The organism is Flavobacteriales bacterium, assembly GCA_016716605.1.
Lineage (GTDB): Bacteria > Bacteroidota > Bacteroidia > Flavobacteriales_F > PHOS-HE28 > PHOS-HE28.
In genome coordinates, this window is record JADJWA010000001.1 from 564,493 (window position 1) to 586,953 (window position 22,461).

Sequence of the window (22,461 nt, forward strand, 5' to 3'; positions counted from 1 at the left end):
TTCCGTTGTTGCGGTCGCTAATTCTCCTTGGGCACGTAATCCGTGCGCAGCACCTTGAAGTCGGTGCGGCGGTTCTTCTGGTGCGCGGCCTCCTTCTCTTCGTTGGTGGCCATCTTCTTGATGAGGTCCATGGCGATCACAGGTTCATCGGGGCCCATGCCCACGGGCACCATGCGATCGGCCGGGATGCCCTTCTCGATCATGTAGTTCACCACGCTTTGGGCGCGCAGCTGGCTCAGCTCCTTGTTGCCGCCCTTGTAGCGACGGGTGGGGCGCGCATCGGTGTGCGATCGGAGCTCAATCACGATGTTCGAGTTATCGACCAGTGTCGTGTAGAGGACCTCGAGGCTGTCCTTCGCCTCAGGCCGAAGGAAGAATTCGTCCACATCGTACAGGATCTGGGGCAGCTTGATGGGCCCCTTGATCGGCTCCAGAAAGTACTCTTTCACGAAAGTGGTGCTCTCCTTCAGGCCCACCGTGGTGATCTGGTCCTTCACCACCAAGTAGCCTTCTTTCTCGGCCAGGATGCTGTAGCTCGTCTCTTCCTTGATGTAGCGGTCCTTGCCGCTCTCCACAAAGGCGAAGCCGCCATTCTCGTCGGTAAGCGCACTGAAATTGCTGCCATTGGTGCCCACCACGCTCACTTTTGCGTTCTCGATGGGCAGGCCGGTCTCCTTGTCGTACACGTTGCCTTGCAGAGCGAAGATCAGGTCGGGCATGTAGAAGCGCCAGATATCGTCCTGGCCCTTGCCACCGGCGCGGTTGGTGGTGAAGAAGCCGCGGTCGTTCTCGCCATCGAAGACGATCCCGAAATCATCGCCGGGGCTGTTCAAGGGCGACTTCAGGTTCTCTGGCGCTGTCCATAGGCCGTTTGCGGTCTTCTCGGCCACGAACATGTCCATGCCGCCCATGCCAGGGTGGCCATTGCTGCTGAAGTAGAGCTGGCCATCGAAGCGCACGAAGGGGAAGAGGTCGTCCTTGCCGGTATTGATGTCGGCGCCCAGGTTGGTGGGCTGGCCAGTTGGCATGCCGTCCTTGTTCAGCGCCACTTTGTAGATGTCGCGACCGCCTTTGTGGCCCGCGAAGGGGTAATTGCTGGCGAATACCAAATAATCATCGTCAGGGCCGAGCGCCGGGTGGCCGATGTTGAGCGAATCCTCCTTGCCCGCCTCGGTCTTGAGCTTGAGCATCACGGGGGCGCTGTAGTTGTTGCCCACCTTCTTGCTCATCCAGATGTCGCAGCCCATGACCTTCTTCTTCTCGCTGGGGCAGCGTGTGAAGTACATCACGGTGCGTTTGCTGTTGAAGATGGGCGCTGCCTCGTGGCCTTCGCTGTTTATCTCGAGCGGCAGCTTCACGGGCTCACTCCATTTACCCAAGCGGTCGCGGGTGCTGGTGAAGAGGTCGGTGTAGGGGTCTCCGGTGATGTCGTCGGTGGCGCTGCCGGTAGCGGCGGGACGGCTGCTTGAGAACACCACGGTCTCGTTCTTCTTGTCGGCGAAGGCCGGGCTGAAGTCCCATTGCGGGGTATTGAGCAGCACTTCGGGGTCAACGGAGTAGCGGGTGGGGCTGTCCTTCCACTTCTGAGCTTGCTGGCAAGCGGCGATCCCGGCATCGGCACGGGGGTCGTTGCTCTTCTTCTCCTTGTACTTGTTGTAGTTGGCGATGGCGTCGGCGTATTTGCCTTGCTGCTTCTGCATCTCAGCGGCCCAGAAATAGGCCACGGGATCCGCCAGTTGGGCTTTAACCGCCTTCTCGTACCAGACCTGGGCCTGGGGCGCATCGCCGAGCATGCGGTAGCTCTCGGCCACCATGAAGATGAGCTCGGCCTTGGTGGCGGCCTTCTTCTCCACCGTGTACGCCTTCTTATACAGCTCAATGGCGTTGAAGTAGTAGCCCTTTTGGAAGGCATCGCCGGCTTCCGTGGCCAGACGGTTCCCCCCCTGCGCAAAGGCCGCAGCCGTGGTGAGCAGGCACAGCACCAAGCTGGCCAGGATCTTCCGTGTCATCATCAGCATGTTAAATGGTGGCTCCAATCGGGTCGCGGCGAAGATATACAAGTGATCCAACGGGGAAAGGGCAACGGAAAGGCCGGGAAACAGGCTCCCGGACCCACCCGTACCGGTTGAAAGTCAGCGCGTGAAGAGCAACTCGCGCATCTTGGGCAGCGGCCACAACTCGTCATCTACGAGCAATTCGAGCTTGTCGGCGTGGTAGCGGATGCGCTCGAGGTAGGGCCTCACGTGGTCGCAATAGGCGACGGCCTTTGCACGCGGCTCTTCGATGGCGTTGGCCTTCTTGCGGGCCTCGATCATCTCATCCACCAGCGAGACCACCGCGCTCACGTGCTCGCTCATTTCCTCAATAAGCCTGATTTGGGTGGCCGTGGCCTTCTTTGCCTTATCGGCTCCCAGCACCTCGCGCAAGCCGCGCACGTTCTCAATCAAGCGGTTCTGGTAGGCGATAGCCACGGGCACGATGTGGTTCTGGGCCAGATCGCCCACCACGCGGCTTTCGATTTGGATCTTCAGCGTGTAGCTGTGGAGCTCGATCTCATGCCGGGCCTCGGTCTCCACCGGGCTCAGCACGCCCAGCTCATCGAAGAGCTGCACGGTCTCCTTGCGGCTCCACACATCCAGCGCGCGGGGGGTATCCTTGATGTTGCTCAAGCCGCGCTTCTCTGCCTCTTTCACCCATTCGTCGCCGTAGCCATTCCCTTCGAATCGGATGGCCTTGCTGCGCACGATCAGGTCGCGGATCACGCGCAGGATGGCCTCGTCCTTCTTGGTGCCCTTATCGGACAGGGCATCCACTTCCCTCTTGAAGGCGCGCAGCTGAGCGGCCACGATGGTGTTGAGCACCGTCATCGGGCCTGCGCAATTGGCGCTGCTGCCCACGGCGCGGAACTCGAATTTGTTGCCGGTGAAGGCGAAAGGGCTGGTGCGGTTGCGGTCGGTGTTATCGAGCATCACCGGCGGGATGCGTCCGATGTCGAGCTTGAGCTCCGTCTTGCGGTCCGGGGTCATGGCCCCTTTCAGGTTCTTCTCCAGGCCATCGAGAAGGCCGCCGAGGTAGTCACCGATGAAGGTGCTGATGATGGCCGGTGGTGCCTCGTTCGCGCCCAAACGGTGATCGTTGCCGGCGCTTGCGATACTGGCGCGCAGCACATCGGCATTGGCATGAATGGCCGCGATGGTGTTGACGAAGAAGGTCAGGAAGCGGATGTTCTCCTTCGGGGTCTTGGCGGGCTTCAGCAGGTTCACCCCTGTGTTGGTGGCCAAGCTCCAATTGTTATGCTTGCCGCTGCCGTTCACCCCGGCGTAGGGCTTTTCGTGCAGCAGCACGCGGAAGTCGTGGCGCTGGGCCACCTTCTCCATCACGTCCATCAGCAGCACATTGTGGTCAACGGCCAGGTTGAGCTCCTCGAACACCGGGGCGCACTCGAATTGGTTGGGGGCCACTTCGTTGTGGCGTGTCTTCACCGGGATGCCAAGCATGAGGGCCTCGGTCTCGAATTCGCGCATGAACGCACGGGCGCGGTCGGGGATGCTTCCGAAGTAGTGGTCCTCCAACTGCTGGCCCTTGGCGGGGATGTGGCCGAAAAGGGCGCGGCCGGTCATCATGATGTCTGGCCGTGCGAAGAAGAGCGCCTTGTCGATCAGGAAGTACTCCTGCTCCCAGCCCAAGGTGCAGGTCACCTTGGTCACGTCCTTGTCGAAGTACTGGGCCACGGCGGTAGCGGCTTCATCCACAGCGCGGATGGCGCGCAGCAGGGGCATCTTGTAGTCGAGGGCCTCGCCGGTGTAACTGATGAAAATGGTCGGGATGCAGAGCGTACGGCCGATCACGAAGGCCGGGCTGCTGGGGTCCCAAGCGCTGTAGCCACGGGCTTCGAATGTGTTGCGTATGCCGCCACTGGGGAAGCTGCTGGCATCAGGCTCCTGCTGCACCAGCATGCTGCCATCGAAGCGCTCGATGCTGCGCCCGCCCCCAATGGGCTCGAAGAACGCATCGTGCTTCTCAGCGCTCAGGCCCGTTAGCGGCTGGAACCAGTGCGTATAGTGCGTGGCTCCCTTGCTGGAGGCCCATTCCTTCATGCCGCTCGCCACCTGATCGGCCAGCTTGCGGTCGATCCGCGCACCGTGCTGCGTGGCTTGGCGCACTGCGTACCAGGCTTCTTCGGTGAGGAACATGCGCATGGCATCCTCACCGAACACATGTGCGCCGAAGTAGTCGCTGATCTTCTGTGATGGGGGATCCACGAAGCGGGGAGCGCGGTTGAGCACGTCTTCGAGGGCCTTGATGCGGATTTGGGGGGTAGGCATTCGGAATCGGGTGTTTTTTCGGCCACGAATGTATTCCAGAGGGGGGGTGTGGGCAGAAATCGGGTGATTTTCTTACCAACTCTTGTTGAGAAGCGGGGGGACTGATGGAAATGATTCGATGTTCGGGATCAATGCGCGATTGAATCGGTGAATCACCCAAGGGATCGGGGCGGCCACGAGGTGCGGCAAGTGATAATGGCGAAGGGGAAGGCTCAGCCGCGCCTGAGCACGAACACGAGATAAGCCGTGTAGGCCGCCACCAGGATTGCGCCTTGCCAGCGGCCCATTCGAGGGCCGAAACGCATCAGCGGGTACAGGATGATTGCGGTGAGAAGCATCGCGATCAAATCGATACGGAAGCTCTCATGGCTTGCGGCAATCGGCTGCACGGTTGCGCTAATGCCCACGATACCAAGCAGGTTGAAGACATTGCTGCCCACGAGATTGCCCAAGGAGATATCGGGCTGCTTGCGGAATGCGGCCACCAAACTGGTGACCAATTCGGGCACGGAGGTCCCGAAGGCGATCACCGTGACCCCGATGAGCAACTCGCTGACACCTGCGAGCCGCGCCAGACCCACGCCGCCCTGCACGAACCAGTCGGATCCCTTCGCCAAGGCCGCGACACCAGCCACCAGCAGGAGCAAGGCCTTCCACCTGGCCATCCTCGGGGGTTCTTCGGCACGAACGAGCGACGAGCGCCGGGAGGACCACACCATCCAACCCACGTATGCCACCAGTGCGGTCATGAGCACAAGGCCCTCCCAGCGTGAGATCAGATCATCGCTGAGGAGATGCCAGAACAACAGGCTCATCGCCATCATCACGGGCCAGTGTATCCGCCGGGCATCGCGGTCCACTTCAATGGGGAAGATCAGGATGGCCAGGCCCAGGATCAGGCTGATGTTGGCGATGTTGCTGCCCACCACATTGCCGATGGCGATGGCCGGCGCGCCATGCAAGGCGGCCGTAAGGCTCACCAGCAGCTCGGGCGCCGAGGTTCCCATGCTTACCACCGTGAGCCCGATGACCAACGGCGAGATGCGGGCGCGCAAAGCGAGGTCCACCGCGCCGCGCACCATGGCTTCCGCACCGGCCGCCAGCACCATGAGACCCAGCAGCGTGACCAAGAGCTCGGTCATGCGGGATCCGTTGGCTTCGCGTCGCCTGGATGAGCACCGGGTGCGGGCTGCTCGGACGGCTCTTCCACTGCCCTGTTGAACTGGCGCTGGTGCTCAAGCGCGGCTCGCCGCACATCGTTCGCGCCCCGATTTATCTCACGCTGCACCTCATTGCTGGCATCGCGCACTTGCCGCATGAACCGGCCCATGCCGCGTGCGATGTCTGGGATGCCCTTGGCGCCGAAGAACAGCAGCACGAAAAGGATCACGACCAGGAATTCACCGCCGCTGATATCAAAGAGTAGAGGCACCGGCATGGGGGCGAAAAGTAGGAAGCCCTGCCAGCGCTGGCAGGGCTTCCTGTTGGATGGTCCGGGATCAAGCCTCGCGCGCCGGGTCCTTGCCCTTGAGCAGATCGGTAACCGTCGCGGTGGCCACGAACACCGAACTGTAGGTGCCCACGCCAATGCCCACGAGCAGCGCGAACACGAATCCCTTGATCGCGGTGCCGCCGAAGACGAAGATCACGGCCAGCACGAGCAAGGTGGTGAGCGAGGTGTTCATGGTACGGCCCAGGGTGGAGTTGATCGCTTTGTTGATCACCACCACATAGGGCTCCCGCTTGTGATCGCGCAGGTATTCGCGCACGCGGTCGTACACCACCACGGTGTCGTTGATCGAGTAGCCGATCACCGTGAGGATCGCGGCGATGAAGGCCTCGTCAATCTCCATGCTGAAGGGCATGATCTTGTAGAACAAGGAATAGATGCCCAACACGATGATGGCATCGTGCGCCAGCGAGACCAGTCCGCCCAAGCCGAACTGCCAGTTCCTGAAGCGGATGGCGATGTACACGAAGATCAGCGCCAAGGCGATGAGCAATGAGGTGACAGCCCCCTTCTGGATGTCGTCGCTGATGGTGGGGTCAACCTTGCGGCTCTCGGTGATCTCGTACCGGCCGTTCTTGTTTGCTGCCACAGGAGCGGTGCCTCCAAGGTTGTCAGCCGGTGCAGGATCAGCGGCAGAGACGGTGGCATCCATTCCATTCAGCGTGTCGATGCCAGCGGTCGAACCGTCCTCAGCAATAGCCCCGGTCACGGGGTTGTCAGTAGGAGCAGGCTCAGCAGTGGAGGCGGCCTCGAAGCCCACCACGGCATCGATGCCCGCCCGCAAGCGCTCCTCCACCAATCGGTCCGCTACGGTATCGGCCTGCTCAATCAGGAACTTGGTGGTGATCTTGAGCTGGCGGTCGCTGCCGTAGGTCTTCACGTTGGTGCTGCTCTTCGCTTCGCCTTCCATGACCAAGGTCCCGTCGAGCGAGGCACGCAGCGATTCCACATTCACATCATTCTTGAACTTCACCACGTAGGTGCGGCCGCCGCTGAAGTCAACGCCCCAATTGAAGCCGTTCACCACCATGGACCCGATGCTCGCCGCGATGAGCAGGCCGCTCACCGCATAGAACACCTTGCGCTTGCCCATGAAGTCATAATTGGCGTTCACGAAGATGCTCTTGCTCCAATTATTCCAGACCGAGAAGGGCTTGCCCTTCTCCAGCCGGTAGGTGATGATCATTCGCGAGAGCAACAGCGAAGTGAAGAGCGATGTGAGGATGCCCAAGCCCAGCGTGACCGCGAAGCCCTGCACGGGACCGCTTCCGAAGATCAGCAGGATAACGGCGATGATCAGCGTGGTGACGTTCGAGTCGATGATCGCCGAGAGCGCTCCCTTGAAGCCGAGGTCCACGGCGCTCTTGAGCATCTTGCCATGGCGCAGTTCCTCACGGATGCGCTCGTAGATGAGCACGTTGGCATCAACAGCCATGCCCATGGTGAGCACGATGCCCGCGATGCCGGGCAGGGTCAATGCGGCCTGCAATGAGGCCAATGCCCCGATGAGCACGAAGAGGTTCACGAGCAGGGCCAGGTCGGCCACCCAGCCGGCGCGTGCATAATAGAGCACCATGTAAAGGAGCACGAGCAGCAAGGCAATGCCAAAGCTCATCAGGCCGGTATTCACGTTCTCCTGGCCGAGCGAGGGGCCCACCACGGTCTCATCGATGATCCGAGCAGGCGCCGGCAGGGCTCCAGCCTTGAGGATGTTGGCCAGGTCACTGGCCTCCTGGATCTGGGCATTCAGATCGCCCTGCCCCATGGAGATGGTGCTGGTTCCGCCGGGGATCTCGCCGCGCACCTCGGGGGCGCTGTAAACGAGGCCGTCGAGCACGATGCCGATGTACTTGCCGACGTTCTCGCCGGTCATCACCTTCCAGATCTGCGCGCCTTCGGTATCCATATTCATGATTACCTGCACCTCGCCCTTGAAATCGAAATCCTGGAATGCGTTGGTGATCACGCTGCCATCGAGCTTCGGCTTGCCGTCAAATGGCACCTTGATCGCATAGAGCTCGAGCAAGGGACCAGCAGTGCCTTCCTGCTGCTTGGCGCCCCAGGCCAGACGCGCATCGCGGGGCAGCGCATTCACCACGGCGGGCATGGCCAGCAAGCGGTTCAGCTCCGCGGTGTCCTTGAGCAAGGCGCGGCCCACTACCGGGCCCAGGGCGAACTGCCGGCGGCTGTCAAGGCTGGGGCCTAAGAGGCTGCTGAGGGGTGCGCGCTTGCGGGTCTCAGCGGCGGTGAGCGTGTCCTCTTCCGCGATCTCATCGTCGGCCAACAGGCTGTCTTGGCTTGCTGAATCGGCGGCAAGCGAATCCACAGTGGTATCGCTGGCTATTGAGCTATCCGCAGGGGAGGCCGTGCTGTCGGCGCTGATGGTCGTGGAATCCGCTTCGGCGCTATCCGCAGCAGCGAGCTCCGGGTACAGGGCCTTGCTGAGCGCCTCATCGGCGCTGCCGCTGAAGAGCAGCGGGCCGATGTCGGTATTGGCGTGCATCTCCCAGAACTCGAGATTGGCGGTGCTCTGCAGCACGCGGCGCACGCGCTCCTTGTCCTTAACCCCGGGCAGCTCGATGGCGATGCGGCCACTGAAGGCCTGCTTCTGGATGCTGGGCTGGCTCACACCGAATTTGTCGATGCGGGTGCGCAGGATCCTCTCGGTGTTGCTCAGGGCGGTCTCCGCCTCGCGGCGCAGGGCGCTGATGTACGAGGCATCGTCGCCTTCGCGATCGAACATGCCCTGGCGGTCCGGGCTGTAGAAGATGGCCGCGAGCGATGGGCGATCCTGGACCTTGCTCCATTCCTCCTCGAAGAGGGTCACGAAGTCGCGGTTGTCATTAAGCTGCCGTTGGCGCGCGCTGGCCATGGCCTGCTTGAAGGCCGGGTCGGTGCTCTCTTCGCTAAGGTTCTCGATGAGCTCCGGCACGCTCACTTCCAGCGTTACGGCCATGCCGCCGCGCAGGTCGAGGCCCAGGTTGATCTCCTTCTCCTTGCATTCGCGGTAGGAGTAGCCCAGCAACGGATACACCTTGTCCTCCGCGTGCTCGCGCAAGTAGGCGTTCTCATATTCCAGCGCCACCGCGCTGCTGTCCTTGCCCGCATTGCCGGGCACCGAGAGCACCGAATCGGCTCTGGCCCCTGCATCGGCCCTGGCCTCGCGCTCGAGCCCGGAGGTGAAATAGGAGAAGGAGAGCTGGTAAGCGCAAGCGAGCGCCAACAGGACCGTGAAGACCCAGAGCGCGCCTCTATTCTGCATGACTGAAAGGGGGGGTTCGTAAAAAGAGGCGGCAAATATAGACGGAGGGGCGATGCGGGGAAGGCTGTGTTTTCGCCTAGGCGTCAAGCGCTAAGGCTCAACGCCTCAGCGTGAAGAAAGACGGCCTTTGTCAGCAGAGCTCCCCGTCGGCGCAACCGACCTTTGCGCTCCAGCGTCAATCCATCACCATGAGCGTTCCGCGCATACTGCCTTCTTTCATCCTCCTCGCCTGCACTGCCGTTGGCGCCAGCGCCCAATGGGACCTGCATTTCGATCCGGCTATTCCTGTCACGAAGCAGGGCGCCCTGCTCGATCTGGCCTGGACGGGCGGGATCAACTACGCGCAGATCAGTGAAATCGACCTGAACGGCGATGGCTTGAGGGACCTCTTGATCTTCGATCACTCGTATTCCTTCCCCAGCGGACACAAGGCTGTGATGCTGTTGCGCACGAGCGCGATGGAGGGCACCGCGCACTATCGCCCCTTGCGCGACTACGACCATGTGCCGCCCCTTGACCGTTTACACGACTGGGCCCTCGCCCGCGACTACAACTGCGATGGCAAGGCCGATATCTGTTCGTACACGCAGGCCGGCTTCGGTGTGTGGAAGAACACCGGCGATAACAACGGGCTGGCCTTTGAGCCCGTGAAGAGCCTGGTTTACTCCGCCTATGTATCGCCCAACGGCGCGCAGACCGATGCCAACCTCTTCATCTCCCAGGTCGATCTGCCCGGCATCGAGGACATCGACGGCGACGGCGACCTCGACGTGATCACCTTCAGCCTGCTGGGCACCTATGTGGAGTACCACAAGAACCTGAGCATGGAGGCATACGGCACCTGCGACAGCCTGAAGTTCGAGCAGCGCAACAAGTGCTGGGGATACTTTGCCGAGAACTTCAACAACAACTCCGTCACGCTGAACGTGCCCTGTCAGTTCAATGTGCCCAATCCCGAGCTGCGGCCTGAAGGCACCACGCCAGCCGATGACGAAAGCGACGACCGCGCCCATGCGGGGAGCACCATCACGCCCATCGACCTCGATGGCGATGGCGACAAGGACCTCTTGCTTGGTGACATCTCCTTCACCAACCTGGTGGCCTTATCCAATGGCGGCACCGTGCTGAACGCCAACATGACCGGCCAGGACACGCTCTTCCCCAGTTATGACGTGAGCGTGGACATGCCCATTTTCCCGTCGGCTTTCTATGTGGATGTGGACCGCGATGGCCGTCGCGACTTGCTGGTGACCCCTAATGCCGGCTCGCTCTCACACGACTTCCGTAGCGTTTGGTACTACCGCAACGTCGGCACCGATGCCGCACCGGTCCTCGACTTCCAGCAACAGGACCTGTTCCAGGATCGCATGATTGAGCTGGGACTGGGCGCCATCCCGGTTGCCTTCGATGAGGATGGCGACGGCCGGATGGATCTGATCGTGAGCAATCACGGCTATTACGAGACGGGCGGCAGCTACGTGGGCAAGGTGGCCCTGCTGCGCAACACCGGCAGCGCCACCAGCCCGTCCTTTGAGCTGGTCACGGACGATTGGCTCGGGCTCTCCGCGAGCGGCATCGGGCTCAGCATGCACCCCGCTTTCGGCGATGTGGATGGCGACGGCGACCTCGACCTGTACATCGGTGACCTGCAAGGGCGGCTGCACTTCTATCGCAACACCGCCACAGGCCCGCAATCGCAATTCGTGCTGCAACAGGTGAATGTGACCGACGCGGGGGGCACCATGATCGACGTCGGCCAATTCGCGGCGCCGATCTTCCACGACCTTGATGAAGACGGCCTGCTCGACCTGATCATCGGGGAGCGCAACGGGAACCTGAACCATTACCGCAATACGGGCTCCGCCGCCAATCCTGCGTGGACCCTGGTCTCCGAGGCCCTTGGAGGCGTGAGCACCGTTGAGTGGATCAACGTCACCGGGCACTCGGCGCCACACTTCCTGACCAATGACCAAGGTGAGCGCGAATTGCTGCTTGGATCGGAAAGCGGCGCCATTTACCACTATGGGAACATCGATGGGAACGTCGATGGCGCCTGGACGCTGTTGGATACGGCCTGGCGCGGGATCGACGATGGCGCCCGAACGGTGCTCTGCCTGCACGATTTCACAGGCGATGGCCAGTTGGACCTGGTCGTGGGTAATTACCGCGGCGGCCTCAGCTTCTGGCGCAGCGATCAGCTGAGCACCGTGGCCGGCACGGTGAGCATGGCGGGTGCCTTCAGCCTCTTCCCCAATCCGGCAACCGATCACGCGGTGATCGTGGCCGAAGCCGTGCCCCAGGGGACATCATGGGTGCTGTACGATGCAGTGGGACAAGAACTCCAACGCGGGACAATCAACACCGAGCGATTCACCATCGCATTGAACGGCCTAGCCGAGGGTCTGTACATGGTCAGGCTCGGGAACGGGCCCTATTCCGCGGCGCAACGGCTGATCATCCAACGGTGATCGCGAGAAAGGCGCCTTGTGGGCGCCTTTCGTTCATGCGGTGGCTTTAGGTCAGGCCGTTACGCTACTCATCCTGTCCAGCACGTCCATCACCTCCTTCACGGCTTTCGCCGAGGCCTGGCAGAGCTCCATCTCCTCCTGGTTCAGCTTCAGTTCGATGATGCGCTCCACGCCATTGCGGCCCAGGATCACGGGAGCGCCCATGTAGATATCCTTGAGGCCGTATTCGCCCTGCAGCCACACGCAGCATGGGAATACGCGCTTCTGGTCGCGTACGATGGCCTCAACCATCTGCGCCGCGGCGGTGCCGGGAGCGTACCAGGCGGAAGTGCCCAACAGGTTCACGATCTCACCGCCGCCCTTCTTGGTGCGCTCAACGATCGCATCGAGCTTGTCCTTGGCGATGAGCTCGGTGACCGGGATTCCACCGACGGTGGTGTAGCGAGGAAGGGGCACCATGGTATCACCGTGCCCGCCCATGAGCACCGCCTGGATATCCTTGGGACTCACATTGAGCTCCGTAGCGAGAAAGGCCCGGTAGCGAGCCGTATCGAGGATGCCTGCCATCCCGAAGACCTTGGTGCTTGGCAGCTTGCTGTTCACATAGGCGCAATAGGTCATCACGTCGAGCGGGTTGCTCACCACGATAATTACGGCGCCTGGCGAATGCTTCACCACGTTCTCGGTCACGCTCTTCACGATGGCAGCATTGGTCGCGATGAGGTCGTCCCGGCTCATACCCGGCTTGCGGGGCAAGCCACTGGTAATCACCACCACATCGCTCCCTGCGGTCTTGGTGTAATCGTTCGTGCTGCCCACCACCCGCGAGTCAAACAGATTGATCGGTGCGGTCTGCCAGATATCCAAGGACTTCCCTTCGGCGAAACCTTCCTTGATATCGAGCAGCACCACCTCATTGGCGAGCTCCCAGCGTGCTACGGCATCGGCGCAAGTGGCGCCCACATTGCCAGCTCCAACAACAGTGACTTTCATCCTGAACGTGCGGGGGTTAGGTGTTAATTCGAGCGGCTCCTTGCCGCTGCATCGGCGCGAATGTAGGCGATGGGCCCGGCAGCGTCGGGCGACTTTCATCAACTCCTGTTCATGGCTTTGTTCACGGCAAGGACGATCCGTCAGGCATCCATGGGACACTAGCCCCGTCTTCAGCCCGATGCCTACCTTGTCCGCACCAAGCCAGGTCCATAAGGCACCGTTCATGTCAGCGGAGCGGATTCCACAACGGCTCACCCTTTCGTGGGTGAACACCGAAAGCCAGCAGGCGGCCCATGCCGAACTGGTTGAGGGCTGCATGGCCAGTGACCGGCGCGCCCAACAGCGGGTCTATGAGCTCTTCTATGGGAAGATGATGGCGGTTTGCATGCGCTACACCAAGAACACCGATCAGGCCAAGGACATCCTCCAAGACGGGTTCATCAAGGTGTTCCGCAACATGGAATCCTTCAACCGGGCCGGGTCGTTCGAGGGCTGGATCCGGCGCATCATCGTGAACACGGCCATCGACCACTTCCGACGCAGCAAGCACAGTTACCTGTTGCTCGGCGAGGAGCGAAGCATCGAGGATTTCAAGGACCAGGACGAGGAAGATACGCTGGCGGATGATGCTGGGGACGACCTCCCGGACCTCAAACCGGCTGATGTGATCAACGCCATGCAGAAACTGACCCCGGCCTACCGGACGGTATTCAACCTCTATGTGTTCGAGGAAATGACCCACAAGGAGATCGCCGATGCCCTGGGGATCAACGTGGGCACCAGCAAGAGCAACCTGGCCAAAGCGAAGAACAACCTGAAGAAACTGCTGCGGCAGGAGAACAAGATCAACTGAGCGATGGAGATGAAGAATAAACCTGACGCCTTCGAGCAGGCCCTGCGCGATTCGCTGGAGCACTTCGAAGTGCCTTACAACTCGGCCGATTGGGCACAGCTCGAGAAGGGCCTCAGCCGGAACGACCTCAAGCAGGGCCGGTGGTCCTTGGGGCTCTTGGCTCTGCTGCTCGGCGGGGCCGTGGCGCTTTCCACCACCGTTTACCTGTTATCGGCCTCTGGTGATGCCGGCATTGCCGACCAAGCCGTTGCAGTGAACGCAGAAAGCCCCGCGACTGAAGCCCCGGTGCCGACCGCAGGCCTTCAGGCCGACCATAGCTTCGTGGACCTCCAATCTGCAGAGCCCGTTGTGCAAGCCGCGCATGCCAGTCCTGCCGTAATCAAGAGCGCCTCGAAAGACCCCATCACCACGGGCACCGCTACACTCGGATCACCGGCGGCGCCGAAAGCCGAAAGCAACCCAACCGATGATGCGCGTAACGCGGCAGCCAGTCCGGTTCCGTCCGCAACCGGCGACATCATGATCAAACCGAGCATCACCCAGGGCTGCCCGGGAACCTCCGTGGAGTTCGAACTCAACAACATGGCCTCGGCCGATACCCGCATGCTGTGGAACTTCGGCGATGGCAGCTTCAGCACCGACCCTTCGCCACGGCATGCCTACAATAAAGCCGGGCGCTACGAGGTAACGCTCTCCATGAGCTCAGCCACGGGCGGTACCATCTTCAACAAACCGGTTTCTGATGTGATCGTGATCCACGAGCGCCCAGAAGCGGCTTTCAACACCATGCACCAGGAATACTTGGACCGGGTGCCTTCTGTGCATTTCGAAAACAAGAGCCTCAAGGGCAGCAGCTACTTCTGGGACTTCGGCGATGGCAATACCAGTACGCTCCAGGTGCCTACCCACGTATACAAGAACAAGGGCGATTACACGGTGAGCCTGGTGGTGACCAATGCAATCGGATGCTCGGACCGCACGGAGCGCATCGTACACATCAAAGAGGATTACAACCTGCTGGCGGCACCGGCGTTCTCACCGAACGGCGACGGCGTCGAGGAGCATTTCATCCCGGATGCGCTGAAGACCCTTGGCCGCCGGTTCCGGATGACCGTGCATGACCCAAGGACCGGTGCGCTGATTTTCGAGACCTCAGATGTGAAGCGCCCGTGGAATGGCCGTGTCAATGGCGTGGGCGCACCCTGCCCCACCGGCGATTACGTGTGGATGGTGGAGATGAAGGATGGTGCAGCCCTGGGCGGAACCTACAACGGCACTGTCAGCCTGCTGCGCTAGGGTTCATATCTCTGTGAGCTCCTAGGCCCCGGCCCGCAAGGCCGGGGCCTATTTTTGGGGCCGGGCAACCTCGGCACCGCGCTCTGAATCAATCATCGGGGCCGTTGGGGCCCCATCGGTAACGCACGTCACATACCGCATGCAGCTACGATTCCTACACCTCATCCTTCCGCTGGCGATCATATTCATCGCCAATCCAGCCGCTGGCCAGCAATTCAGCATCACAGCAGGCAGCGTCACCACTTGCACAGGTGTGCTCGAGGACAGCGGCGGCCCGGCGGCCTCATACGGCACCAACGAGAACTTCACCGTGGTAATCTGCCCGGATCAACCCGGTGACGGCATTTCTTTGACTTGGGCCGTGTTCAACTTGGATCAGAGCGGGGCCAACAATACCTGGGATGCGATCAGCATCTGGGATGGCGACAATACCGGAGCCACCTTCTTGGGGAATTACTCGGGTGGCGCCCTGCTAGGCCTGGTCGTTTCCGCCACCACCTTCAATCCAACCGGCTGCCTGACGGTGCGGTTCACCTCGAATGGAACCGGCGTGGGCGATTTCGCAGCGAGCATCACTTGTTTCACGCCGTGCGACCGCCCGGAAGCGGTGGCCACCATGAGCGAACCGGGGCCTGCACTGGTGTGTCAGGGCGAGGTCATCGACTTCGACGGTACTGCCTCCACTGCTGCTCCCGGATTCAACATCGTCAGCTACACCTGGGTCTTCGATGACGGGACCACCGCTACCGGCCCTACGGCGAGCCATTCCTACACCGTACCGGGCGAGTACATCGTGCAACTCAATCTGATTGATGATAACGATTGCGTGAACAGCAACGTGGTTGACCTTCAGATCCTCGTGAGCACCACTCCGAGCTTCCAAGGGACCATGGAAAGCCTTGAGACCTGTTTGGGCGCCACGGTTGACTTGAGCGCCGTGGCCACGCCCGTGACCTGGACCGGCATACCCGAAGCCAACTTCGGCGATGGGGTTTACCTGCCCGATGATGTGGGCACGCCGTTCACAAGTGAGATCAACTTCACCCAGTTCGATCCCGGGCAGCTGCTCACCAACGCGAATGACCTGCAGAGCATCTGCGTGAGCATGGAGCACAGCTTCACGGGTGACTTGGTGCTCTCAGTGACCTGTCCCAATGGACAGGTCATCATCATGCACCAGCAAGGGGGTGGCGGCACCTACATCGGCGGAGCAAATGATGGCGACAGCAATGCGAACCCAGTGCCCGGAACCTGCTGGGAATATTGCTGGAGCCCAACCGCCACCTTGGGCACGTTCGCACAGTGCGCTGCGTTCGGAGCCACACCCAACGTAATGAACGGTGGCACCCCTCCGAACAACGCGCTGATCCCAGGCACCTATTCCACGGTGCAACCCTGGTCCAACTTGCAGAATTGCCCGTTGAACGGCACTTGGACATTCACGTCGCTCGATCTCTGGGGAGCTGATAATGGCTTCCTGTGCAGCTGGGAGTTGAATTTCAATCCGGCGATTATCCCAGCCGTGACCCAATTCACACCGGTGCTTGGCACTTCAACCTTGGATTCGGCCTACTGGAGCGGCCCTTTCATCGCGCTCAACCCGAACGACCCGATGACGGCCTCTGCGGAGCCGACCGGAGCTGGGGTATTCAATTACACCTTCACCGTGATCGACAACTTCGGGTGCACCTACGATACCACGGTTGCAGTGACCGTGGCGCCGCAGATGGAGATCGATGCGGGACCGGACATCATCCTGTGCAATGACCCTGAGCCCATGGCAGGCGCAGTGGTGGCCAACGGCCCACCTACGAATTGCGTGTGGCTGCTGCAATTGAACGAGACCTTCGGTGATACCTGGAACGGCGGCGCGACCTTGGCGGTGAACATAGACGGTGTCACCACCAACTACGCCATCACCACCGCTGGAACCTTGCAGCAGGTCATCCCGCTCAATGTGAGCACCGGACAGACCATCACGCTTACCTACACGGCCGGCTCCATCTGGAACAACGAGAACTCCTTCCGGCTCACCAACGATGTGGGCGTCATCCTCTATCAGTCTCCGCAAGGCCCAGCCACCGGCGTGGCTTTCAGCACCGTGATCGTTTGCGGCGGCGGCACCAGCCCGATCGTTTGGGAGTGGACCCCCCCCAACGGCTTGGACGACGTGAACGATCCCACTACCAACGTATACACCACGCAGGCCACATGGTATTACCTGAGCGCGTATCCCGTGGGATCGCCTGAATGCGCCGTTACCGACAGCGTCATGGTGGCCCCCGACCCGAGCATCGATGCTGGATTGGACAACGCCATCACGATCTGCGCGAATGAATTGGCCATTTTCATGAATGATTCGCTCTTGGGCACCCCTGACCCAGGTGGCGAGTGGACCAACTCGGTGGGCGCTGTCGTCGATGACCAGTTCGACCCCACCTGGGAGACCTCGGACCTCTTCACCTACACGGTCACCAGCGCTGCCGGCTGCGTAGCAACCGCGCAACTCGACATCACCGTGATTCCAGCCGATGATCCGACCTGCTGCGGCATTGTCGTGATGGGGCCCGGCGGGTACTCATGCAACCTCACCAACGGCCTCTCGGTTTCACCCGGCAATACGGGCGTTGGCGTGTGGAGCGGTCCTGCTGGCGCCGTGTTCGCCGATGCGAATGCCACGCAGACCACCGTGAGCGTGCAGCCTGGCATGGGCGGCACGCATTGGTTCTACTGGATCGAGGATGATGGCGCCTTCTGCTACCTGATCGACAGCGTTCAACTCACGTTCACGGATACCATCGTGATCGACTTCACCCCAACGGATGCCATCTGCTACACCTACTGCGATGGCACGGCCGGTGCGACGGTGGCGGGCGGCAATACCGATGTGAATGGCGATTTCGCCTTCGCGTGGAGCACAGGCCAATCCGGAATCGGCGTGAATGGCGTGACCAGCCTCTGCGCCGGGACGTATTCCCTCACCGTGACCGATGACAACGGTTGCACGGGAACCAACGAATTCCTCATTGGCGAGCCGCCCCAGCTGGTGATCGACAGCATCGTGGTGCGGCCAGTGACCTGTTCGGGCTACTGCGACGGTGAGGTGGAGGTCTACGATCCGGAGGCCGTGCTGTACAGCTTCGACGATGGCCAGAACTGGCAGCCGGAATCCCTGCTCACGGGTGCTTGCGAGCAATACTACCCTATCCGCATCCAGGATGCCGCCGGCTGCCTTGCCGCCGGTTTCGGCTTCGTGCAAGGGCCGCCGCCGGTGGTGGCCGATTTCGTCTGGAACCCGATCCCCGCCGATGTGGACGACCCGCGCATCTGGTTCGGCAACACCAGCACCGGGGCGCAGACCTATTGGTGGGATATCGCTGGTTTGTTGACCACCAATGACCCCGCCCCGTTCTACGAATTCAGTAACCGAGAGCCCGGCCAATATGAGGTGTGCATGGTGGCCTTCAACGAGAATCTCTGCGCCGATACCATCTGCCACACGGTGGTCATCGACGATGTGCTGTTCGTTTACGTGCCCAACTCATTCTCCCCCGACGGTGACGACATCAACGAGACCTGGGGCATGAGCACGAACATCGATGCGATCACCACATTCGAGCTGAAGGTCTTCGACCGCTGGGGCCAAGTGGTGTTCCAAACCGATGACTACAAGAACTTCTGGAACGGCGCTGCCAACAACAATGGCAAGGTCCTGAAGACCGATGTGTACGCCTACCGGATCACGTACGAGATCAAGGATTCCGAGACCCGGAAGGAATTGATGGGGCATGTGACCCTGATCAAATAGCGGAATTGACCGTTTTTTCCAGCGCGGCGCTCTGAAACACAGGGCGCCGCGCGCATTTCGTCCCTAGGCCAGCCCTCCAAGGCGCCGCTCACGACCGTATGCGCGTCACATGCGGGTAATTCCGATCTTGCGGATCCTTCTCAATGCCCATCACCCCCTTCAAGTCGCTGCTTCAGCGTCATCTACCCGGAATAGCCTTGGGTCTTGGCCTCATTGCGCCAGGTTATTCGTACGGCCAGCTTTATACCATAGCCGACGGAGCCATCAGTACTTGTACCGGCGGTTTGCTTGATAGCGGTGGCCAAGGAGCTACCGGCTATGGCGACAACGAGAACTTCACAGCGACGATTTGCCCGGACACGCCTGGTCAGAGCATTCATCTGAGCTTCATCACCTTCGACCTCAGCGCCGCTGGCGTCGGTCCTTTGGACAATCTCGCCATTTACGATGGCCCCGGCGTGGCATCACCCCTGTTGGGCATCTGGACGGAAACAGGACTTCAAGGCGTTGTGGTATCCGCATCACCCGGCAATGCATCTGGATGCCTCACGCTGGTATTCCAATCCAATGAAGTTGGAACCGGGGTATTCGCCGCCACCATCACCTGCGTGACCCCATGCTTCCCACCTATGGCCGTGGCTACCGTCGGCGAGCCCTTGCCAGCGCTCGTCTGCCCGGATGAAGTGCTCACCTTCGACGGTTCCGGGTCCTTCGCACAGCCCGGATTCAATCTCGTGCAATATGAATGGGACCTCGGCGATGGCACTACGGCATCGACACCCGTGGTCACGCATTCCTACGGGACACCAGGTGCTTACACCGCGCAGCTAACCGTGACCGACGACAACGGGTGCACGAATACGCAAACAGTGGACCTTCAGGTCTTCGTTGGCACCACGCCGATCTTCGCCGGCACCACGGAGAGCCTGTCCGTTTGCCAGGGGGGCACCGTGGATCTTTTCGGTACGGCTTCGCCTGTTACATGGACCGCCTTGCCAAGCGTCGATTTCGGTGCTGGTGTTTACCTGCCGGACAACGTCGGCCAGACGTTCACGAGCCAACTCACCTATACATCGTTCCCGCCGGGCACTACGCTCACCTCGGTGAACGACCTATGGAGCGTTTGCGTGGACATGGAGCACAGTTTCATGGGCGACCTGGTGATCAGCATCACCTGTCCGAGCGGCCAAACCACGGTGCTGCACCAACAAGGCGGCGGCGGCACCTACATCGGTGGAGCCAACGACACGGACAACGCTGCCAATCCGATGCCCGGCACCTGTTGGAACTATTGCTGGAGCCCGACCGCCACCCTTGGAACCTTCGCGCAGAGCGCCGCCTTTGGGGCTTCACCGAACGTGATGCCCGGCGGCACCCCGGCGAATAATGCCCTCATTCCCGGCACATACAGCAGCGTGCAGCCATTGAGCAACCTGGTGGGCTGCCCATTGAATGGGACGTGGACCTTCAGCGTGTCCGACCTGTGGGCCATCGATAACGGCTTCCTCTGCTCGTGGAACATCAACTTCAACCCGGCCTTGTACCCCGACCTCATCGACTTCACTCCGGCGATCACGGATGGTGCATGGACGGGGCCTGGCGTGGTGCCCAATCCGAACGACCCATTCCAAGCGAGCATCACCCCGACCGTGCCGGGCACCTATGATTACACCTTCACCGTGACGGATGATTTCGGCTGCTCCTATGACACCACGATCACGGTAACCGTCACCAACGCTCCGGAGGTGGAAGCCATCGTTACGCTGGGATCCAGCTGCAGCGAACCTGCCACCATCGACGCATCAATCGTGGCCTATGCCCCGCCTCCGCCCACGTGCAATTACACATTGGTGCTGAATGAATCCTTTGGCGACGGATGGAATGGCGGAGCGAATGTGCAGGTGACCATCAATGGTGCGACCACATCCTACACGGTTGCCCCTGGCCCGAATCAGATCACGGTCTCACTCATCATCCCTGTGGGCGCGAGCATCTCGATCTTCTATCAGGCGGGCACCATTTGGAATAATGAGAACTCGTTCGAATTGCTCGGATACGATGGCACGATCCTCTACGATTCGCCCCAAGGCCCGGCCACAGGCCAGTTGTGGGCAGGAGCGGGCAATTGCGGGCCTGGAGCGGGACCAGTGACCTGGCAATGGACGCCGGCAGCGGGCGTGGATTCCCCCAATTCGCCGAACGTGACCACGCAGATCACGCAGCCGACCACCTTAGTGGTGATCGCGCACCCATTCGGTCAGCCCTGGTGCTTCGGGAGCGACACCGTTGATGTGATTCCACCGTCGTTCCTGGAGAACGACAGCATCGTGGTGCATGTGGCATGCAACGCTGGCACGGGCAGCATTGAATTGATCACGACCGGCTTGGGTGGCCCTTGGAACTACCTGTGGGTGGATGCCTCCGGCGCCACGGTGCAGGCCACGAACGGGTCCAATGGCGACCTCCTGACCGCTGCAGCCGGCACTTACACGGCTTTCATCAGCGAAGGACCGCAAGGCAACGGCTGCCTGGACACACTGACGGCAACGATCACCGAACCGCCGCCGCTCGAATGGGCAGCCGTGCCGCAAGACACCCTGATCTGCCTCACGGGGACAGGACTGCTGGGCGCATCGGCATTCGGCGGCACAGGCACGATCAATTACCAATGGAGCCACGGCGCCGTGGGCGCTGGCCCGCATGGCGTGAGCCCCGCGGACACCACGGAATACGCCGTGATCGCGACCGATGCCAACGGCTGCATCCTCGGCCCGGTGAGCGCCACCATCGATGTGCGCCCGGCCTTCACGCTTGATCCGCTGATCGACGATACCACCTGTTTCAACGTGCCCGTCCTCTACCGCGCAACGGGCTACAGCGGGGGCGATGGCGCCTACCAGTTCGATTGGGGCAGTGGGCCTCAGCTGCTCGATAGCCTGTGGGCCTTGCCGCCGCAGAGCACCAACATCTGCGTCACCATCAGCGATGGTTGCGAAACACCGCCCGTTACGCGCTGCGCCTGGCTCGAAGTGCTGCACGTGCCGGTGACCGAACTCAGCGCCGATACCACTTTCGGTTGCGTGCCCTTCACGGTGCAATTCGCCCTTCGAGACACCACCGAGGGCGCAAGCGTGCTCTGGCAATTCGGCGATGGCGCGCAACTGGTCGATGATTCCGTGGTTACCCACAGCTACGAGGACGCCGGCAACTTCAATGTCTCCCTCTTCATCACCTGGCCGAACGGCTGTGCCACGGACACCACCGCTTACAACATGATCCGCACGCTCACGGTGCCCACGGCGCTATTGAGCTGGTCGCCTCACCCGCCAACGATCAACGACCCGCGCGTGCAGTTCACCGACCAGAGCGTGCCCAATGCGGTGAGCTGGTGGTGGGACTTCGGCGAGTTCGGGACGAGCGAGGAACAGGACCCGTTGGTTGAATTCCCTGACGACGCGGGCGGCACCTACCCGGTGATGCTCGTGGTAGCGAACGAATTGGGCTGCACGGATACGATTCGCACTTGGGTGGATGTCCACGACGAATTCATGGTGTGGGTGCCCAACACCTTCACGCCGAATGGCGTCGAGCCCAATGAGACCTTCTCGATCAGCGGCAACGACCTTTCCCCGGATGATTTCGAGTTGCTCGTCTTCGACCGATGGGGACAGGTGGTCTTCTCGACTACTGAGCTGGATTTCCGCTGGGACGGCACCAAGGATGGAAGCCCGCTGCCACAGGGGGTTTATCCGTACCGGCTGAGGGTGCATGCACTGAGCACCCCAAAGAAGCGCATCATCCACGGCCACGTGAACCTCCTGCGCTGAGCCTTGTCCAAAGGCTGAACGAGCCCGTTGGCCGTGAACACGCTGGGGTTCGTCCAATAGCAGCGGCGAGCCTTCCAGTGTATCCCTCACGCGGATACATTTCCAACGCTTGATGGCGG

The 22,461-nt window shown here is 61.2% G+C and carries 11 protein-coding genes; 5 read left to right on the forward strand and 6 right to left on the reverse strand.

Annotation, left to right across the window (positions count from 1 at the left end; translation table 11 throughout):
- Positions 1 to 17 precede the first annotated feature (17 nt).
- From IPM12_02295 to secD, 5 genes are all read right to left on the reverse strand, one after another.
- Entirely contained in the window at positions 18 to 2,009 is a 1,992-nt protein-coding gene (locus tag IPM12_02295; protein ID MBK9146632.1) for an OmpA family protein, read from the reverse strand.
- 123 nt (positions 2,010 to 2,132) lie between these two features.
- Positions 2,133 to 4,325: a glutamine synthetase III gene (locus IPM12_02300; protein MBK9146633.1), complete on the reverse strand. Its 2,193-nt coding sequence runs from the start codon at positions 4,323 to 4,325 to the stop codon at positions 2,133 to 2,135.
- Positions 4,326 to 4,537: 212 nt separating this feature from the next.
- Complete coding sequence (locus tag IPM12_02305; GenBank protein MBK9146634.1) at positions 4,538 to 5,467, reverse strand: sodium:calcium antiporter; 930 nt, start codon at positions 5,465 to 5,467, stop codon at positions 4,538 to 4,540.
- A complete protein-coding gene (locus IPM12_02310) occupies positions 5,464 to 5,763 on the reverse strand; it encodes a twin-arginine translocase TatA/TatE family subunit (GenBank protein MBK9146635.1) in 300 nt (99 codons plus the stop codon). Before IPM12_02310 ends, IPM12_02305 begins: the two co-directional genes overlap by 4 nt.
- Before the next feature lie 61 nt (positions 5,764 to 5,824).
- Positions 5,825 to 9,097, reverse strand: coding sequence for a protein translocase subunit SecD (secD, locus tag IPM12_02315; protein MBK9146636.1), 3,273 nt, complete (start codon positions 9,095 to 9,097; stop codon positions 5,825 to 5,827).
- A 188-nt stretch (positions 9,098 to 9,285) separates the two neighbouring features.
- Between secD and IPM12_02320 the strand changes: the two genes are divergently transcribed.
- Entirely contained in the window at positions 9,286 to 11,565 is a 2,280-nt protein-coding gene (locus IPM12_02320; protein MBK9146637.1) for a T9SS type A sorting domain-containing protein, read from the forward strand.
- Between the two features lie 51 nt (positions 11,566 to 11,616).
- On the opposite strand, the gene mdh is transcribed toward IPM12_02320, so the two are convergent.
- Positions 11,617 to 12,558, reverse strand: a complete 942-nt coding sequence (gene mdh / locus IPM12_02325; GenBank protein MBK9146638.1) for a malate dehydrogenase — start codon at positions 12,556 to 12,558, stop codon at positions 11,617 to 11,619.
- Between the two features lie 265 nt (positions 12,559 to 12,823).
- Between mdh and IPM12_02330 the strand changes: the two genes are divergently transcribed.
- From IPM12_02330 to IPM12_02345, 4 genes are all read left to right on the forward strand, one after another.
- On the forward strand, positions 12,824 to 13,411 hold the full coding sequence (locus IPM12_02330; GenBank protein MBK9146639.1) for an RNA polymerase sigma factor: 588 nt from the start codon (positions 12,824 to 12,826) through the stop codon (positions 13,409 to 13,411).
- A 9-nt stretch (positions 13,412 to 13,420) separates the two neighbouring features.
- Entirely contained in the window at positions 13,421 to 14,707 is a 1,287-nt protein-coding gene (locus IPM12_02335) for a PKD domain-containing protein (GenBank protein MBK9146640.1), read from the forward strand.
- 139 nt (positions 14,708 to 14,846) lie between these two features.
- Positions 14,847 to 18,515, forward strand: coding sequence for a gliding motility-associated C-terminal domain-containing protein (locus IPM12_02340; protein ID MBK9146641.1), 3,669 nt, complete (start codon positions 14,847 to 14,849; stop codon positions 18,513 to 18,515).
- A 143-nt stretch (positions 18,516 to 18,658) separates the two neighbouring features.
- The gene (locus IPM12_02345) at positions 18,659 to 22,342 is read left to right on the forward strand and encodes a PKD domain-containing protein (protein MBK9146642.1); all 3,684 of its coding nucleotides are present in this window, start codon (positions 18,659 to 18,661) and stop codon (positions 22,340 to 22,342) included.
- The last annotated feature ends 119 nt before the right edge of the window (positions 22,343 to 22,461 follow it).

Excerpts from the sequence above, each read along its gene's own strand:
- IPM12_02295 (MBK9146632.1), bottom strand. The coding sequence starts at position 2,009 with ATGACACGGAAGATCCTGGCCAGCTTGGTGCTGTGCCTGCTCACCACG.
- IPM12_02300 (MBK9146633.1), bottom strand. The coding sequence starts at position 4,325 with ATGCCTACCCCCCAAATCCGCATCAAGGCCCTCGAAGACGTGCTCAAC.
- IPM12_02305 (MBK9146634.1), bottom strand. The coding sequence starts at position 5,467 with ATGACCGAGCTCTTGGTCACGCTGCTGGGTCTCATGGTGCTGGCGGCC.
- IPM12_02310 (MBK9146635.1), bottom strand. The coding sequence starts at position 5,763 with ATGCCGGTGCCTCTACTCTTTGATATCAGCGGCGGTGAATTCCTGGTC.
- secD (MBK9146636.1), bottom strand. The coding sequence starts at position 9,097 with ATGCAGAATAGAGGCGCGCTCTGGGTCTTCACGGTCCTGTTGGCGCTC.
- IPM12_02320 (MBK9146637.1), top strand. The coding sequence starts at position 9,286 with ATGAGCGTTCCGCGCATACTGCCTTCTTTCATCCTCCTCGCCTGCACT.
- mdh (MBK9146638.1), bottom strand. The coding sequence starts at position 12,558 with ATGAAAGTCACTGTTGTTGGAGCTGGCAATGTGGGCGCCACTTGCGCC.
- IPM12_02335 (MBK9146640.1), top strand. The coding sequence starts at position 13,421 with ATGAAGAATAAACCTGACGCCTTCGAGCAGGCCCTGCGCGATTCGCTG.
- IPM12_02340 (MBK9146641.1), top strand. The coding sequence starts at position 14,847 with ATGCAGCTACGATTCCTACACCTCATCCTTCCGCTGGCGATCATATTC.
- IPM12_02345 (MBK9146642.1), top strand. The coding sequence starts at position 18,659 with ATGCCCATCACCCCCTTCAAGTCGCTGCTTCAGCGTCATCTACCCGGA.